The organism is Rosenbergiella gaditana (assembly GCF_018494065.1).
Taxonomy (GTDB): domain Bacteria; phylum Pseudomonadota; class Gammaproteobacteria; order Enterobacterales; family Enterobacteriaceae; genus Rosenbergiella; species Rosenbergiella gaditana.
This window is the reverse complement of the sequence record NZ_JABBFR010000007.1, coordinates 103,832-121,992: the sequence shown is the minus strand read 5'-3', so window position 1 is coordinate 121,992 and position 18,161 is coordinate 103,832. Positions and strand designations below refer to the sequence as shown.

Here is an 18,161-nt window from a genome sequence, read left to right as displayed (position 1 = left end):
CGTGTCCGCCTTAGCCAATTATGCTTTACTGACGCTATCTAGCAGAATGCGTCTCAGCTCAGAGAAATCAGCCCCAATGGTTGTGGACAATAGGGGTAAATCTGCGCGTTCTGCTAAGGGTTCCGGCAGCGGCAAGGTTTCTCCTAAAATATCTTCAACGCTTTCTTTAAATTTCGCGGGATGGGCCGTACCGAGGAATAAACCGTATTCACCCTCTTGAAGTTGTTCAGTCAGCACTTGCCAAGCGATAGCCGCGTGGGGTTCTGAGACATAACCTTGGCTGGCAAGTGAACGAACGGCAGCACGAGTTTGCTCATCATTCAGTGCACCATAACCGAGAGAACTCAGCTGCCAATTTTTACGGCGGAATAGCTCTTCAACTCGTGGCCAGTTGTTGGGTTGGCTAACATCCATCGCATTGGATAAGGTGGCAACCGTTTTATTGGGTGTCCACTGTCCCGATGCTAAGAAACGTGGCACCGTGTCATTAGCGTTTGTTGCGGCAATAAAACGTTTGATCGGCAAGCCCATCGCTTTGGCGATTAATCCCGCCGTTAAATCACCAAAGTTACCACTCGGCACAGAGATCACTAACTGGTTACGTTTTTCTTGTGGCAGCTGCGCGACAGCTTCGAAGTAATAGCAAACTTGCGCAAGCAGACGACTTATATTGATTGAGTTAGCCGAATTAAGGCCAATAGCGTTTTTCAACTCCACATCATCAAAAGCTTTTTTCACTAAACTTTGACAGGCATCGAAATCGTCCGCAATTGCCAAAGTAGTAATATTACCGCCTAGCGTACAAAAAAGTTTCTCTTGCAGAGAACTAATCTTACCTTCCGGGTAAAGAATAACGACATTGATATTTTCCATATCGTAAAAAGCATGGGCGACTGCAGCACCGGTATCACCAGAAGTCGCAGTGAGAATGGTAATTTTCTCCTCTGGCTTTTTAGTCAGTGCTAAGATTTGCGCCATAAAGCGACCGCCGAAATCTTTAAACGCTAAGGTTGGACCGTGGAACAATTCTAGGCTGGCTACGTTATCAGAAACAGCTTTAACCGGTGCAGGAAACGCAAAGGCGTCGCGGACACGTTGAAACAGTTCCTCTTCTGGGATTTCATCTCCGATTAACGCGGATAAAATTTTACTGCTACGCGTAACGAAGTCGAGTGATAACCACTCTTCGATAACAGTTGATTCGATTTCAGGTAATTCGTGAGGAAAAAAGAGCCCCTGCTGCGATCCTAATCCCTGTTTGACTGCCTGAGTGAAACTAACCTGCTCATTGTGATCTTTTAGATTATAGAGTTTCATCATTTATCCCAGTTTACGTGCGCCAGTAGTATCCAGTCGGCAAATATGGACAAAACCTTCATCATTTTGCAGATAATGGTTAACGAGTTGTTCTTTGACTTGCTCGGCTGCAGATAAGGTATCACAGATAGCAAAAAGTGTTGGGCCAGAACCTGAAATACCACAAGCCAATGCCCCGGCTGCTAAGGAACGCTCTCGTGCCTGCGCAAATCCGGGCAGCAATTGGGTTCTGTAAGGTTCAGCAACGATATCTTGCATCATGGCAATAGCCAATTTAGCTTGTCGAGAGTGACACGCATGAATGAAGCCACCAAGCAAACGTCCGTGACGAACAATATCGGCTTTCGCATAATGTGCCGGAAGAATAGCTCGAGCTTCCGCGGTAGAAACTTTAATGCCAGGGTACGCCATGACCCAGTACCACTCGTCAAATGCCGGCACGGATTGCGAGATAATCCCCTGCTCTTCCAGCATGAGTTGTAGACCACCTAAGTAACAAGGTGCAACATTGTCATAATGCACACTACCGGAAATACGTCCTTCTAGCTCACCCATTAGCAGCAGTAATTGATGCTCGGTAAGGGGATGCCCGGCAAATTCATTCATGGCTACCAGTGCGGCGACGACAGAACAGGCACTCGAACCTAAACCAGAACCCACAGGCATATTTTTTTCCAACGTCATCGCAACCGGGATCGTTCTCCCGACGGTTTCGCAGAATAATTCCCAACACTGGTAAACGATATTTTGTTCAGGGTCGCTGGGAAGCTTGCTAACAAAGCGTCCTAATGTCGTCAGAGAAAAGGTCTCTGCTTCTTCGACACTGACACAATCGCCGAGTAGAGAGCCATCAATCGGTGACACTGCCGCCCCTAACACATCAAAGCCTACACTCACATTGCCAATTGAGGCCGGTGCATAGATTTTTACCATGCTCATACTCCCAACTTCCATGATAGCGTTCTCAATAAATCAGCAAAGACACCGGCTGCTGTGACATCGTTTCCTGCGCCGTATCCACGTAGTACTAATGGAATTGGCTGATAGTAACGTGTATAAAATGCTAAGGCATTTTCACCATTTTTCACCTTGTAAAGCGGATCATTGGCATCAACCTCGCTCAGTGCGACACGACATTTACCTGATTCATCAATTGATCCGATAAAACGTAAGACTCTGCCACCAGCCTGCGCTTGCGTAAATAGCGTATTGAAGTGCTCATCCAGTTCCGGTAAATGTTGCATAAAACTCTCTGCATCCGGTAGATCCAGAAAACGCTGCGGTAATACTGGGTCGATCTCAATATCAGCTAGCTCTAAGGACAATCCAGCTTCGCGGGCAAGGATAAGTAGCTTACGCGCCACATCCATGCCAGAAAGATCATCGCGAGGATCGGGTTCAGTGTAACCTAACTCACGTGCCAGCCCCGTCGCTTCTGAGAGGCTCATGCCTTCATCCAGTTTTCCAAAAATAAAGGAGAGCGAGCCGGACAGAATACCGTTGAACTCCACCAGTTCGTCACCAGCATTCAATAAATTTTGTAAATTCTCAATAACGGGTAATCCCGCTCCGACGTTGGTGTCGTAAAGAAATTTACGACGTGACTTCTCGGCAGCAGCCCGTAATTCTTGATAATAACGCCAGCTGGAAGTATTCGCCTTTTTATTCGGCGTCACAACATGGAAACCTTGTTTCAAGAAATCAGCATAAAGGTCGGCCATCGTCTGACTTGAAGTACAGTCAATAATCACAGGGTTAAGTAAGTAGTAATCTTTAGCCAGCTGTGTAAGGTACTCTAGAGAAAAGCGATGTTCGGCATCGGGTAAGTCTGTTTGCCAAGTGGTGAGATCAATACCGTTCACTTTGGTTAACATCTTGCTGGAATTAGCGATACCACAGACCCGTAGATCAATGTGCTTTTTCTTCAACCAACTTTGTTGACGCTCTAATTGTTCTAATAACGCAGTCCCCACGCCACCTACGCCAATCACAAATACTTCGAGTACTTGGTCGGTAGCAAATAACATTTGGTGGACAGCTCGCACGCCAGTGGTCGCACTATCATTACTGACCACTGCGGAGATTGAGCGCTCAGAAGAGCCTTGCGCAATCGCGACAATATTGATGTTGGCTCGAGCGAGGGCTGAAAAGAATTTTGCAGAGATCCCGCGCAGTGTACGCATGCCATCACCAACGACCGAGATAATCGCTAATTTTTCGGTGACATCGATAGGGTCAAGTAGCCCTTCTTTGAGCTCCAGCACAAACTCTTCTTCTAATGCTCGACGAGCATGCAACATCTCAGCTTGTGGCACGCAAAAACTGATACTGTATTCTGAGGAAGATTGAGTGATTAATACCACAGAGATAAATTTACGCGACATCACCGCAAAAACGCGAGCCGCCATCCCTACCATGCCTTTCATCCCCGGCCCAGACACACTGAACATCGCCATGTTATTGAGGTTGGTAATCCCCTTAACCGGGGTTTTATCTTCGCCACCTTGGGCTGAAATACGTGTACCAGGGGCTTGGGGATTAGCGGTGTTCTTGATAACGCAAGGAATTTGAAATTGTGCAATCGGTGAAATGGTACGTGGGTGTAACACTTTCGCACCGAAATAGCTGAGCTCCATCGCCTCTTGATAAGACATAGATTTTAAAAGTCGAGCATCGGGGACCTGGCGAGGATCACAGGTATAAACACCATCTACATCAGTCCAAATTTCGCAACAATGAGCACGTAAACACGCCGCGAGTACTGCCGCCGAATAGTCAGAGCCATTGCGACCAAGCACCACGAGCTCACCCGCTTCATTACCTGCGGTAAACCCGGCCATCAGGATATAATGAGAATGAGGAATTTCACGTGCTGCAATACGACGAGTGGATTCTGCGATATCAACGGTGGATTCTAAATAATGTCCCTGCGCGAGAAGATTCTCAACAGGATTGATAACGCTGACAGCGTGACCGCGCGCGACCAGTAGCGCCTGCATAATTGCGATAGAGAGTTTCTCTCCACGACAAATGACCCCAGCATTAATACTGTCTGGACACTGTTGTAGTAAACTAATACCTAACAAAATTTGTTCAAGTTGTGCGAACTCTTGTTGCACAACAAACTGCATTGCCGCTAAATCGAAAGAAGGTTCGATTGCTACGAGTCCATTTAATAATTCATCAAAGATACGGCGTGCATCCGCTAGGTTTTCACGGGTCTCTTGACCAACAATTGTTTTTTCAATGAGGGCAACTAAGTGATTGGTAATTTTTGCTGGGGCAGATAGGACGGTCGCAACCTGCTCGTGTTGTCCATTACTCTCAATTATCTCAGCTACACGAAGAAAACGTTCAGCATTAGCAACTGAGGTTCCACCAAATTTCAGTACACGCATGGGTCTCTAGCTCCTGAATATAGTTCAAAAAAAAAGCCCACACCTGAATAGGGTGCGGGCTTTTCTATCTTTCCTGTTATGCGTCAGCCCGCACCATTACCTGTTGTAATGGTGGTAATTGTAATAATGGTGATATTCAGGCTGGTTGTACGCATTTTTTCTCTATTAATCTGTCTGTCTTTAAAATCTGTCGCTAACAGAATTAAAGCAAACAGCCCCCCAAGTCAACGAATTTATTCTTAAGATACCACCCCACGTTTAAGCAGAGATCCTTCAAAATTGAAGACGATTTACCTGATACATGGCAACAGAGGGTTATGACAAGATCTGTCCCTGCCATCTTACCTACAGACAGGATTTTATTTTGCGAGCTTTTTTTCAATATCTTGAACTAATCGGTGTAACATGGCGGTATCTCGCCATTGTGCAAACCCTAAGCGTTGCTCAATCCAGTTCACTAATTTTTGGTCATCGCTGACCTCAATGTTGTCCAATAATTGAGTCACTCTTTCACGTAATGCTATTAGCTGTTGCGACGACTCTTCTGGTACGTCGACTTGAGGGTCCAGGTTTAGCACAGAAAGCTGGTAGCAAAATACCATTACCGCTTGCCCCAAGTTAAGAGAAGGATAATCGACGGCCATAGGGATCCCTGTAAGCAAATCGACGCACTCAAGATCTGCATTACTCAGCCCATTCTCTTCACAACCAAAAACTAAAGCAAAACGGCTCATCCATTGACGCTTTTCACGTAACTGCTCTAATACCTCAGTCGGGGTTGCGTAGTAGCGGAATTTAGCGCGACTACGTGCGGTAGTTGCGATTGAAAAATCAATATCTTCTAACGCTTCTTGCAGCGTTGTAAACGTTTCAACGTTATCCAAGATCTCGGTAGCACCATGAGCTGTCCAGTGAGCCGCTGCCTCACGGTGGACTTGGCTATTCACTATTCTCAACTGCGTGAACCCCATGGTTTTCATGGCGCGGGCCGCAGCACCTACGTTCTCTGCACGCGCAGGCGCCACTAAAATAATCGGAAAAAACATGCATACACCTTCGATTCTAAGCGAGCCGCTATCATAGACTGCCGTATTTATCTTGGCTAGCCACGATGTTGTCTCAAACAGAGTGAGGAGAATGTTAATTTTTTTCTCAAACAGTGCGCGTTAACCGAAAGCGGCAGGAATCGGTACCATATGAGCAATATCGAGAAATGTGAGAATTTTTTTAATAACTCTCAACAGAAGTGACTGATTTTAATAGTAAAATAAAACCAAATAGTCATTTTTCATACAACTGTTAACGTGCTACACTTAGCTTTGATATAAGTCAACGAAGCACATTTATTTGCTTCCTGAATGTTATTCATGCTGTTAGCTGAGTGTTAAAGGCGTTAGGATAGGTTTGTAACCTATTGACTGACTGGGTATAAACTCAAAAATCCCAGTTATTAGCTTATTAATGTAATCGTCCGTGCTAAAAATCAAAATATCGAACCCAGTACGTCATCGCCCAGCATTAATTGATTTAACTTACTCTACGCAACATCAGCGCTGTGGCCTTGTATCAATTTCGTTGGCAAATTTTAGGTAGCAAAACATGCAGATCCCACAAATTCTTATCGTCGAAGATGAGTTAGTTACCCGCAACACGCTCAAGAGTATTTTTGAGGCAGAGGGTTATACCGTTTACGAAGCAACAGATGGTGCAGAAATGCATCACGCTTTGACCGAGCACACTGTTAACTTAGTGATTATGGATATCAACCTACCGGGCAAAAATGGTCTACTTCTCGCTCGGGAACTTCGTGAACAACAAAGCGTTGCACTGATGTTCCTGACTGGGCGCGATAACGAAGTCGATAAAATTCTGGGGCTAGAAATCGGTGCAGATGATTACATCACTAAGCCATTTAACCCTCGTGAACTTACTATCCGTGCACGTAACCTGTTATCTCGTACAATGAATCTCGCCCCGAGCCAAGAAGAACAAAAGCACGTTGAAAACTATCGCTTCAATGGCTGGGTACTTGATATCAATAGTCGTTCTCTGATCAATCCACAGGGCGAGCAATATAAATTGCCACGCAGTGAATTCAGAGCGATGCTCCATTTCTGTGAAAACCCTGGAAAAATTCAGCCACGAGCTGAGTTACTGAAAAAGATGACAGGACGTGATCTTAAGCCTCATGACCGTACCGTTGATGTCACGATTCGTCGTATTCGTAAACATTTCGAGTCAACCCCAGGTACGCCTGAAATCATCGCGACTATTCACGGTGAAGGATATCGCTTTTGCGGTGATATCGAAGAGTAAATACCTGCAATAAAGTAGCCCAGAATTTCTGGGCTTTTTTCTTTAATGCCAAGGCATAATTGGTACTGCACTTAATGCATTTTTAGGCGACCCCTCGACCACTTTGTCGGAATAAGCGAGGTACACCAGCGCATTTCTTTTCTTATCGTAAAAACGATTAACCTGTAATTTCTTAAAAATTAGCGATGTTCTTTGTTTGAAGACCGTTTCGCCATCTGTTTTGCCTGCTTTGATATTATCAGGAACCTCAATTGGCCCTACTTGATGGCAGGAAATAGCCGCATCTGCTGTATCTTCCGCTAATCCGAGGCTTCCCTTAATCCCTCCAGTTTTAGCACGACTTAAGTAACAAGTGACGTTACTGATTTCAGGATCGTCGAAAGCTTCAATAACGATTTTATGGTTAGCCCCAATTATTTTAAACTTTGTATCAACTGAGCCAATTTCCTCACTCTGCGCTAGCTGTGGTAAAGCGGCGGTGAATAGAATTGAAAATGCTAAAAGACGTTTAAAAAAAGAAGCGGAATACTGAATTTTCATAAAACTAAAAACCCTCATGATGCGTTAAATTAAGTAACTTGAAGTGATAATACCCTAAAGTTATTTTTATAAGCTAAAAATATTCTATGTAAATATCGATATTAATAGGTCCAATAATCAGTGGCAATAGATTCAGAAAATTGAAATCTAGCGTATAATAGTCTGCCTAAAAGGCTTAACCTGCCAATGGATAAGGGGATTTATTATGGACCAAGCTGGAATTATCAGAGATTTATTGGTGTGGTTAGAAAGTCATTTGGACCAGCCTCTATCACTTGATAATGTTGCCCACAAAGCTGGCTATTCAAAATGGCACTTACAGCGGATGTTCAAAAATATTACGGGTCATGCAATCGGGGCTTATATTCGTTCACGCCGTCTTTCAAAAGCCGCGGTGGCATTAAGGTTGACGGGTAGACCTATATTGGATATTGCCTTGCAGTATCGTTTTGATTCCCAACAGACTTTTACGCGCGCGTTTAAAAAGCAATTTAACCAGACACCTGCAAGCTATCGCAGAGCATTAGATTGGTCCTCATTCGGACTGCGTCCTCCCATTCGTATGGGCGCGTTTTCTATGCCGCAACCTACGATGGTCACTGTACCGGAAACGACCCTGTACGGTCATACACAAAGTTATACCTGCACGCTCGAACAGATCTCAAGTTTTCGGGCAGAAATGCGTAAACATTTCTGGCAACAGTTTTTACGTAACACCAAAGACACTCTTCCTGAAAGGGTCTACGGGCTACATCAAGTGCGTAGCAGTACAGAAAAAGAAGATGAACAAGAAATTCTCTACACCACTGCTATTGCCGATGGACATTTCGCCAAAACACTCGATTCAGTCGAGGAGATTACATTTGAAGGCGGGGACTACGTACAGTTTAGCTACGAAGGGCTAAAAGAAGGACTGCAGGATTTCATCCTAGTACTCTATAGCACTTGTATGCCAACCTTAAATTTAACTCGTCGTTCTGGGCAGGATATTGAACGCTTTTACACCTCACAGGGCTTAACCACTCCTGATATTCGCTGTGATTACCTGATCCCGATTAGAAAAAGCGCCTAATAGATACTCTCCCGGCCAATACCGGGAGAAGCTCTACGCTTTAAGTTCATCTAATGCTGGGACTGAGAGATGCGCAATATCTCCAGTACTCTCCACAATCCAGCCTTCTGCCAGCCAAGAACTCGATTGGTAGTCGACCCGTGAAACTGAACAGTTTCTCAGTCGTAGACGCCTTTCTGCCCATGCAGGTAAACCCAGTAGCGTACCAAGCAAACATCCCAGCGCAATACCGTGGCTGATCAACACTGGTTTACTACCAGCTGGAAGAGCACGCGTTGCTTCAAGTGCTTCACGCAGTCGTTGGGCGAGCTCTTCCATACTTTCACCTTGCGGAATTCTTCCAGCAGGATCGCCATTGAGTAACGATTTACGCCATTGCTCTTCATCCTGACTTAAGCTGGTTAAGACTCTTCCTTCCAACGTTCCCATATTGATTTCGCGTAATCGCGAATCGGTCAGTACAGGACAATCGCAATAGTCAGCAATAATTGCCGCAGTTTGTTGCGTACGTCCCAGATCACTTGAGATAATATGGGTTATGCCCAAATGTTGTAGCCGTAATCCCGTTTGCCTCGCTTGTAGTATCCCCTGTTCAGTGAGCGCGCTGTCACTTTGTCCTTGAATTCGTTGCTCTGTATTCCACAACGTTTCTCCATGGCGAACCAGCAAAACTTGTTGCATAACCCTTTCCATTATATGATCAAAACAATTCTATTACCTTCGAGCTACCATTATGTATCATGTTGTTGTGGCAACCCGCAACCCAGCTAAAATTTTAGCCGTTACCGAAGCGTGTAAAGCCGTCTTTCACGATAAACATATTGAAGTAGAAGGCGTCGATGTTGAGAGCGGTGTTTCCCCACAACCCCTTACCGATAGCGAAACCTGGCAAGGTGCTAATCATCGTTTATCTTCGGCTCGAAAATATTATCCTGACGCAACGTTATGGATAGCAATTGAAGCGGGTATCGATAAAAATCAGGCTTTTGCTTGGATCATTGCTGAAACCAAAAATCAACGTAGCGAATCTCGTTCCGCCAGCTTTATGTTACCCGACTCCCTGGTTACTGCGTTACAAGAAGGCGCCGAACTTGGCCCACTCATGTCGACGCTGACCGGTATTGAGAATATCAAACATAAAGGAGGAGCGATTGGGGCAATTACTTCAGGCCTGTTAACGCGATCGTCGGTCTATCAACAAGCGATTATTTTGGCACTTAGCCCTCTGATCCATCCTTTTTATGCAGAAGCTGCTCAGTAAGCCAGTGGCGAAGTTCGGGAGAGGCCGATTTTAAGCCGTTCGATCCTCGAGTGATTGTCGCAATCCCGACGCCTAACTGCTCTTTGAGCTGCCGTTGGCTCAACTGACTACGAAGTAGCTCTTCGATAATACATAGACGCGTTGCATAAGCTTGGCGCTCATCTGAAGTGAGCATCAGATTCAATAACGCCTCGCCCTGACCTGAAGAGAAGGCTTTCGCCAATAATTCGATAAAGCGAGTCCAGTCTAGCTCTGCAAGCGGGGTTTCTTGGTGAATAGTCATCAGCATGGCTTCCGTACTCATTAACGAGTACGGAAGCATAGCATACTCAGTAACGTCGATTCCACTCACTGTCTGCGAAGATTTTATCGGGCGATCCCATTAAATAACGATAATAAGCGTCATAAGAGAGGACATTTTTAACGTAATTTCTTGTTTCAGAGAAAGGGATCGTTTCGATAAAGGCTACTGGGTCCAATCGTCCCTGACTGGCAGATAACCAGCGATTAATCCTGCCTGGTCCAGCATTATAGGCGCCTGCCGCCAGAATCCGGTTATTATCAAATTGACGGTAGACATAATCCAAATATTGCATACCAATCTGAATATTCATCTCAGGATCAAGCAGTTGGCTACTATTACTATAGTCCGAGATCTCATACATTTTAACCGTATGGGTAGCCGTTCCCGGCATAATCTGCATTAAGCCTGTGGCCCCCACTGGCGACTGAATTTTAGGATTCCACGCACTCTCTTGTCGGGAAATTGCCATCGCGAAGGTGGTCGGAATCGCTTTGCCGGAAGCATACCGCTTGAAATAAGTCTGCCAAGCAATCGGGAAGCGCTCTTTAAGACTATTCCACATTTTCGCGGTAATAGTAGCCTGTACGCTTAGATCCCACCAATCTTGTGAGTTGGCATAGCTCGCTAACATCTGCTGTTGGCTCACACTTTTGCTACGAATTAAACTCGCCCACTCGCTACGCGCTAAGTTATCAAGATTCCAATACATTAGCTCGCGGATCCTTGCTATTTCAGGCCCCTCAGTCACTGAGCTATCCGCCTCGGGGGCTTTATCCACTTGCAATGAATAGTCTTCGCCTAGGCGCTGTGCAGCGACCATGGCATAAAAACCGCGCTGGCGCATAAGTTGGTGCAATATCTCATCAGCTTCCGATTTACGCCCTCTTTCGAGCAGTAGATCGGCCTGCCAATATTGCCATTCATCTTTCTGCTTTGCTTCAACCGGTAAGCGAGCGATCCACGTGTTCAAGCCGCGACGATCGCTTTGGCTCAAGGCTAGACGGATACGTCTTTCGAGTAACGTTTCGGACTCACTGTCCATCACTACTTCATCACGCCAGTTTTGCTGTGTTGAAGTCGTCTCGGTCGACATTAATTGCCAAGCCACAGCCTCTTTTAACGCTTGCGTGTCTGATTCGTCCATCTTTTGTGCCGAGGCCAACTGCGGGATCATCGACTGTGCTTGATCAGTGTTATCACGCGCTAAACGATTGAAGGCAAGGACGGTAATTTTACGGCTAAAGTCGGTCGGTGAAACACTTTGAGCAAAGGTGAGTACCCCCTGCGAAGAATTCTGCAAGGCTCTTAGCGCGGTACTCAGCGTATCGTAGTCAGAAGGTAACTGAGCAATAAGTTGATTCGTCAGGCGGTCGTTCCCTGCTTTAAATGAAAGCAAAAGACGAGTCAGTATCTGGTCGGCACTAAAATCGCCGCTATTCTGCCATGCTGTAAAGAGCCGATCACAACCACCGGGTAATGAGCGTCCAGTCATCCAGATGGATTTAGCCCCTTGCCAAGCAAGACGCTGATGTCCTGTGGCATAATTCGCGTAATACCAGTTACATTTGGCTTGAGTCGTAGGGGGCTCTTGCGGACTAAAACTGAGTAAGCCTTGCCAATCATCACGGCGTGCAAGCTCACTGACAAATTGATTTTTCAGGCTTTTACCAGCAGGTAGAGTAGGATAACGATTCACAAAGTTATTGATTCCCAGCGCCGTATCTTGACTAAGATCTTGGGAAAGTTGGCGGTATTCAAGATAGGGATAAAGTGGGTACTCTTGTAGCGTTGGCATTAACTGTGCCACCACATCCATTTGCTTAGCATCCCACGCTTGACGTATTTGGCTATAACGCTGGCGCTGCTCCTGTAATGAGTCCGCAAATGCCACGCAACTCACTGTGGTAAGACATACTCCTACCACCCAATGCTTCCAATCTGCCACGTTTTACCCCTTATCGTCGCCATAGTGAAGAGTTCATTACGCTAACATGTTTCCAATACTTCGTTCAGCTTTCCTGTTAGCCCTTTCGATTATAGTCCTTTCCTCTTAGCTGTTGCTGTGAATATGCCGTGAAAACAGATACACTTCTCCGCAAATAACACGTTTAACGACTACTAAGAGGCCTATCTCGTGGCGCAATTCGTATACAGTATGCACCGTGTGGGGAAAGTTGTTCCTCCCAAACGACATATTTTAAAAAATATTTCTCTTAGCTTCTTCCCAGGGGCAAAAATTGGCGTACTTGGTCTTAACGGCGCAGGAAAATCTACGCTATTACGCATTATGGCCGGCATCGATAAAGATATCGAGGGCGAAGCAAGACCGCAACCCGGTATAAAAATCGGCTACCTGCCTCAAGAGCCTCAACTTAACCCAGAGCATACCGTACGAGAGTCGATCGAAGAGGCACTTTCTGAGGTTGTCGGTGCGCTAAAACGCCTTGATGAAGTTTATGCACTTTACGCTGAACCTGAGGCCGATTTCGATAAATTAGCCGCTGAACAAGGTCGTTTGGAAGAAATCATTCAAACCCATGATGGTCACAATCTTAACACGCAATTAGAGCGTGCAGCCGATGCACTACGTTTACCAGAATGGGACGCTAAAGTCGCCAATCTTTCTGGGGGTGAGCGTCGTCGTGTGGCACTCTGTCGACTGCTGCTTGAAAAACCGGATATGTTGCTGCTTGATGAGCCAACTAACCACCTTGATGCAGAATCTGTTGCCTGGCTTGAACGCTTCCTGCACGACTTTGAAGGTACCGTTGTGGCGATCACGCACGACCGTTACTTCCTTGATAATGTCGCAGGCTGGATCTTAGAACTTGACCGTGGCGAAGGGATCCCATGGGAAGGCAACTACTCTTCTTGGTTAGAGCAAAAAGATCAACGCTTAGCACAAGAAGCTTCCGCTGAAGCGGCACGCCGTAAATCGATTGAAAAAGAGCTGGAATGGGTACGTCAAGGAACTAAAGGTCGTCAATCAAAAGGTAAAGCACGTCTTGCCCGCTTTGACGAACTCAATAGCGTCGAGTACCAAAAACGTAATGAAACCAGCGAACTCTTTATCCCACCTGGAGCGCGTTTGGGCGATAAAGTCGTTGAGGTGAATAACCTAACCAAATCTTACGGTGATCGCGTTCTTATTGATAATCTCTCTTTTTCGATTCCGAAAGGGGCGATTGTCGGTATCATCGGTGCCAATGGTGCGGGTAAATCAACTCTATTCCGTATGCTATCGGGTCAAGAACAACCTGACTCCGGTGAGATCATGCTAGGTGAAACGGTGAAACTGGCTTCGGTCGATCAGTTCCGTGATGCGATGGATAATAGTAAAACCGTGTGGGAAGAAGTTTCTGGCGGCCAAGATATTATGCGTATCGGTAACTTCGAGATGCCAAGCCGCGCTTACGTCGGACGCTTTAACTTTAAAGGGACCGATCAAGGAAAACGCGTCGGTGAGCTCTCCGGAGGCGAACGAGGCCGTTTACATTTAGCTAAATTATTACAAGTTGGCGGTAACTTATTACTACTTGATGAGCCTACCAACGATTTGGATATTGAAACCCTGCGCGCCTTGGAAAATGCCCTATTAGAGTTCCCAGGTTGTGCCATGGTTATCTCGCACGACCGTTGGTTCCTCGACAGAATCGCGACCCATATTCTTGATTATCAAGATGAAGGTAATGTGACGTTCTTTGAAGGAAACTTTAGCGAGTACGAAGACTACCGTAAACGCACATTAGGCCATGAAGCGCTTGAACCAAAGCGTATGAAATACAAGAAAATGAGCAAATAACGTTCATATTAAGAGAGCCGCGGGTCGGCTCTCTTTGCCATTCACCGCCAACATTTAACTAACATTGAACGCTTTACCCCCCCGACGTAGGGCACACTATTATTTTTATCCAAACTGGTCCCGAATGACGTTTCATCCTTGGCGCTGATCACATCATATCCCATTGGACACTGTTTTTTTGCTAAAGCCACACAGTCCGCCATTTTCCCGAACATTTGCTGACACTTAACTAAGTAAGTATCTTCCGATAGCGGAGTAATCTTAGGTGTACACCCACTGACTATGGCTACCGTTAACACCACCAAAATAATCCGTTGATAACCCATCTACTTTCCTCCATGGAGTCAAAGTCCTACTTTAACCCCGAGTGATTAAATTCTATCTAAATCGAGTATTGCCTTTATTATATCGGGTTGAGCTGGTCGTGATGAAATGGAGACGCCGATTTAAGTAACACCTGCTCGACAAGCTCAATACAACGTAGAAAGCGACTGTCATAATCGTTTTCTTTCACCTGTACAAAGGGAATACCGTTCTGCTCTAGCAGGTCACTCAGTAATAATTGAAACTCTTTACGATCGACAGAACTGCCTAGGCTTCGCAGCCCATCCGCCACCCAAGGCACATTATTTTCTAACAGGATCACCAGATCGAACCGATATTCCGCAATGAGCGCCTGCACAAAAGGGTGAGCCTTTCCTTCATACTTTAAACAAAACGCTTGAGTCGTCACAAAGTCGGTATCAATAAAGGCGACTTTATTGGCATATTTTACTGCAAAATCGATGTATTGCGCCTGCCCTAGTGCAATTTTATCGTAGTCAGAATATTGAAGCGCCATCTCATCCCCACCCAACTGAGAGAAGACATAGTCACGTCCATACTCCCACGCACTCGTGGTATTAAAGATATTCGCAAGTTTATTCACGAGCGTTGACTTACCGCTCGATTCACCACCCAGTAGTGCCACCTTACGGACAAAAAATGGCTTCACTTCTGTCGGGATATAGTCCCAATACCGGAAAGGATCTTGACGTATCTGACGACCGCTAATATTGATAAACGATCGCTGCGCATCGACAACGATCGTTTCAATCCTAAGGTAGCGTTCAAACATCTCAGCATCATCTTGTTCGCTGGTGTAAATACGCTGGGCATGGATCTGTTTTTCCGCCATAAAGGCGCTGATCTCTTGGCTCCAGATATCCCAACCATGGGGGTAGGGTTCGACGCCCTCCTCATTAAAGGAGTGAATACGAATATTTTTTTGGTATTTAAAGGTCTGGAGTAACCAACGCAACCGATCAGCCGTCGTCGGTTGTTCGGACATAGCACTCTCTTCAAAGAGTTGCCGATCACGAGGTTCATCATGTCCCATAATAATATGCAGTTCATCAACCTGACTGCTCGCCCGCTGAATAAGGTAAATATGCCCAGTGTGTAAAGGGTAAAACTTACCGAAAACAACCCCAACAACTTTTTGCCGGTAAGGATAGTCCAGCCCCAGAAAATGATGCAGCGCCTCCAGTTTCGAGGCACTCGGGTTTTTTATTTTCTGATTTAATAACTGACTGAGGTAGCCCTTAGTCATTTCACAAGCCTCGGCAACCTGCTGCAGAGTGATGCCTTTTTGCTGTATCGCGAGTTTCAGATAATCATAATTTTGCATCACGCCAGTTCCTGAGTGCTTAATGCCCTGACTAAGTAAAACGTTAGGTTAATTCATCAAATATCGCTAACGCATCCGCTAATTTTTTGACTGGATAAACTTTCATACCGCTGGGTAGATTTTTAGGTGCATTAGCTGCTGGCACGATAGCCCGAGTAAAGCCATGTTTACTCGCCTCGGAGATACGTTCTTGGCCACTCGGTACAGGGCGGATTTCTCCTGCAAGCCCGACTTCACCAAATATGACCAAATCTTGCGGTAAAGCCCGGTCACGTAAGCTGGAGACCATTGCTAACAGTAACGCCAAATCGGCGCTGGTCTCAGTGACTTTTACCCCGCCTACCACATTAACAAACACATCTTGATCGGCCATCTGCAATCCACCATGACGATGCAGCACTGCCAACAGAATCGCTAATCGATTCTGTTCGAGCCCCACCGCAACACGACGAGGATTCCCCATTAACGAATGGTCTACTAATGCCTGAATTTCCACCAGCAGAGGACGTGTACCTTCCCATACCACCATGACAGAACTTCCCGGTGTCACCTCATCGCCCCGTGACAAGAAGATCGCTGAAGGGTTACTCACTTCTCGCATCCCCTGCTCGGTCATCGCGAAGACACCCAGTTCGTTCACCGCACCAAAACGGTTTTTGTGACTGCGTAAGGTACGAAAACGGGAGTCCGTATCTCCATCCAGTAATACAGAACAGTCGATACAGTGTTCCAGCACTTTGGGACCGGCCAACGAACCATCTTTGGTCACGTGGCCGACCATCACGATGGCGACATTACGGGTCTTGGCAAAACGAGTTAAGTAAGCAGCCGTTTCGCGGACTTGCGCAACACTTCCTGGAGAAGATTGTACATCCGCCATATGCATCACTTGGATCGAGTCGATAACCATTAATTGTGGCGTTTCTGTCTCGGCAATTTGGCAGATCTCTTCGATGCTAGTTTCTGAAAGCATATTCAGGTGTGTCGTCGGTAAGCCAAGACGGTGCGCACGCATCGCAACTTGTTGCAATGACTCTTCACCGGTCACGTAGAGTGTTTTCATCTGCTCGGACAGTTTACAGAGCGTCTGCAGCAATAACGTTGATTTACCGGCACCAGGGCTTCCACCAATCAGAATGGCACTGCCAGGCACGACACCGCCGCCCAGTACGCGGTCAAACTCTTTGAAGCCGGTGGAAAAACGCGGTAACGCTTCAAGGCTTATCTCAGAGAGTTTTTGTACCTTGCTCTTACCCGTGCTACCCGCATACCCAGATAAACGCTCATTTCTTGCCACAGTCGGCGAAGCGGCCAGCCGTACTTCAGTAATAGTATTCCACGCATGGCAGGCACTACACTGTCCCTGCCAACGAGGATAGTCTGCGCCACACTCGTTACAGACAAAGGCACGTTTTGCTGCTTTAGCCAAAATGACTCCTTAATTAGCGTGATTCATGGTTAAGGCTACCGGTGAGGATACACAACACCCCAGTCAAATCAGCAAAACGAATAGCAACTTCACTTTTCTCGTTCACTTTCGGCTTAGCATGATAAGCAATACCTAATCCCGCAGCTTGAATCATCACTAAATCATTCGCACCGTCGCCAATCGCGACAGTTTGTGACCGAGGGAGCTCATAGCGAGCCGCTAATTTTTCGAGGAAGGTCGCTTTGTATTTTGCGTCGACAATATCCCCTAGTACCTCACCCGTGAGTTTTCCGTTAACGATCTCGAGCTGATTAGCAGCTACTGCGCTGAGTTTTAATTTTTGTTTTAAATAGTCAGCAAAGAAGGTAAAACCACCGGAAGCAATGGCAACTTGCCACCCGCGCGAGTGTAAGGTGTTCACCAGTAATTCAAGGCCTGGCATCAGTGGCAAGCGATCAAGAACCTGTTGTAAAATCGCCTCATCAGCACCTGCTAGCTGTGCAACACGTTCACGTAAGCTTTGTTGAAAATCAAGCTCACCGCGCATCGCCTTTTCAGTGACCTCTGCCACTTTTTCCCCGCAACCTGCTAAAATGGCAATTTCATCAATACACTCAATCTCAATTGCCGTAGAATCCATATCCATCACCAGCAAACCAGGTTGTTGTAATTCAGGGAGTTGACCTAGGGCCGCAACGTCAAGTTGGAACTGATAAGCTACTTTACGGGCTTCAGCGGTGAGTGACCCGGCCAACCTCAATACCGTATAATCGCCGACGGTCCAAGCACTGACTAACACTAAAGCACCGTCTAGCTGCTGCTGGTAATCAGTCAAACACTGTTTATCCAGAGAGCGACCAAAGAGTAGCCAGCCGCTACGGCCTGCACGGTAATCGAGGGGCATCACTTCATCCCCATTTAACGAAAGCGGCAATCCTGGCCATGCTGTAACATCCGTAGGTAAATCAGACCAACTTAATCGGTTTGGCATTGGTGCTCCTGAACAAACATTAAAACCCGGCAAAAGGCTACCCCGATCGGCCCAGCCATGGC

At 46.3% G+C, this 18,161-nt stretch carries 16 protein-coding genes and 1 other annotated feature; of the genes, 4 read left to right on the top strand and 12 right to left on the bottom strand.

What is annotated here, in order from left to right; translation table 11 throughout:
• Positions 1–18: 18 nt before the first annotated feature.
• From thrC to HH682_RS07160, 4 genes are all read right to left on the bottom strand, one after another.
• A complete protein-coding gene (gene thrC, locus HH682_RS07175) occupies positions 19–1,317 on the bottom strand; it encodes a threonine synthase (protein WP_214236939.1) in 1,299 nt (432 codons plus the stop codon).
• A gap of 3 nt (positions 1,318–1,320) precedes the next feature.
• Entirely contained in the window at positions 1,321–2,250 is a 930-nt protein-coding gene (gene thrB, locus HH682_RS07170) for a homoserine kinase (protein ID WP_214236903.1), read from the bottom strand.
• Between the two features lie 2 nt (positions 2,251–2,252).
• On the bottom strand, positions 2,253–4,715 hold the full coding sequence (gene thrA, locus HH682_RS07165; RefSeq protein WP_214236902.1) for a bifunctional aspartate kinase/homoserine dehydrogenase I: 2,463 nt from the start codon (positions 4,713–4,715) through the stop codon (positions 2,253–2,255).
• Between the two features lie 26 nt (positions 4,716–4,741).
• Positions 4,742–4,863: a sequence feature (Thr leader region), on the bottom strand.
• A 211-nt stretch (positions 4,864–5,074) separates the two neighbouring features.
• Entirely contained in the window at positions 5,075–5,761 is a 687-nt protein-coding gene (locus HH682_RS07160; protein WP_214236901.1) for a tRNA/rRNA methyltransferase, read from the bottom strand.
• Between the two features lie 553 nt (positions 5,762–6,314).
• On the opposite strand from HH682_RS07160, the gene arcA reads away from it, so the two are divergent.
• Positions 6,315–7,031, top strand: coding sequence for a two-component system response regulator ArcA (gene arcA, locus HH682_RS07155; protein WP_214236900.1), 717 nt, complete (start codon positions 6,315–6,317; stop codon positions 7,029–7,031).
• Positions 7,032–7,073: 42 nt separating this feature from the next.
• Here the strand turns inward: arcA and creA are convergent, their stop codons facing one another.
• Entirely contained in the window at positions 7,074–7,571 is a 498-nt protein-coding gene (gene creA, locus HH682_RS07150) for a protein CreA (RefSeq protein ID WP_214236899.1), read from the bottom strand.
• Between the two features lie 205 nt (positions 7,572–7,776).
• Between creA and robA the strand changes: the two genes are divergently transcribed.
• Positions 7,777–8,643, top strand: a complete 867-nt coding sequence (gene robA, locus HH682_RS07145) for an MDR efflux pump AcrAB transcriptional activator RobA (RefSeq protein WP_214236898.1) — start codon at positions 7,777–7,779, stop codon at positions 8,641–8,643.
• Positions 8,644–8,676: 33 nt separating this feature from the next.
• Here the strand turns inward: robA and gpmB are convergent, their stop codons facing one another.
• The gene (gpmB, locus tag HH682_RS07140; protein ID WP_214236897.1) at positions 8,677–9,324 is read right to left on the bottom strand and encodes a 2,3-diphosphoglycerate-dependent phosphoglycerate mutase GpmB; all 648 of its coding nucleotides are present in this window, start codon (positions 9,322–9,324) and stop codon (positions 8,677–8,679) included.
• Between the two features lie 52 nt (positions 9,325–9,376).
• On the opposite strand from gpmB, the gene yjjX reads away from it, so the two are divergent.
• Positions 9,377–9,904, top strand: a complete 528-nt coding sequence (gene yjjX, locus HH682_RS07135) for an inosine/xanthosine triphosphatase (protein WP_214236896.1) — start codon at positions 9,377–9,379, stop codon at positions 9,902–9,904.
• On the opposite strand, the gene trpR is transcribed toward yjjX, so the two are convergent.
• Both trpR and sltY read right to left on the bottom strand, forming a co-directional pair.
• A complete protein-coding gene (gene trpR / locus HH682_RS07130) occupies positions 9,861–10,193 on the bottom strand; it encodes a trp operon repressor (protein WP_250318604.1) in 333 nt (110 codons plus the stop codon). The two genes, yjjX and trpR, sit on opposite strands and share 44 nt — an antisense overlap.
• Positions 10,194–10,233: 40 nt before the next feature.
• Entirely contained in the window at positions 10,234–12,153 is a 1,920-nt protein-coding gene (gene sltY / locus HH682_RS07125; protein ID WP_214236895.1) for a murein transglycosylase, read from the bottom strand.
• 189 nt (positions 12,154–12,342) lie between these two features.
• Between sltY and ettA the strand changes: the two genes are divergently transcribed.
• Positions 12,343–14,010: an energy-dependent translational throttle protein EttA gene (gene ettA / locus HH682_RS07120; RefSeq protein ID WP_214236894.1), complete on the top strand. Its 1,668-nt coding sequence runs from the start codon at positions 12,343–12,345 to the stop codon at positions 14,008–14,010.
• Positions 14,011–14,051: 41 nt separating this feature from the next.
• Here the strand turns inward: ettA and HH682_RS07115 are convergent, their stop codons facing one another.
• The 4 genes from HH682_RS07115 to serB form a co-directional block, all read right to left on the bottom strand.
• A complete protein-coding gene (locus HH682_RS07115) occupies positions 14,052–14,336 on the bottom strand; it encodes a hypothetical protein (protein ID WP_214236893.1) in 285 nt (94 codons plus the stop codon).
• A gap of 77 nt (positions 14,337–14,413) precedes the next feature.
• On the bottom strand, positions 14,414–15,679 hold the full coding sequence (nadR, locus tag HH682_RS07110; RefSeq protein ID WP_214236892.1) for a multifunctional transcriptional regulator/nicotinamide-nucleotide adenylyltransferase/ribosylnicotinamide kinase NadR: 1,266 nt from the start codon (positions 15,677–15,679) through the stop codon (positions 14,414–14,416).
• 43 nt (positions 15,680–15,722) lie between these two features.
• Positions 15,723–17,108, bottom strand: coding sequence for a DNA repair protein RadA (gene radA / locus HH682_RS07105; RefSeq protein WP_214236891.1), 1,386 nt, complete (start codon positions 17,106–17,108; stop codon positions 15,723–15,725).
• 13 nt (positions 17,109–17,121) lie between these two features.
• Positions 17,122–18,099 (bottom strand): phosphoserine phosphatase, encoded by a 978-nt coding sequence (gene serB / locus HH682_RS07100; RefSeq protein ID WP_214236890.1) that lies wholly within the window; start codon positions 18,097–18,099, stop codon positions 17,122–17,124.
• Positions 18,100–18,161 lie beyond the last annotated feature (62 nt).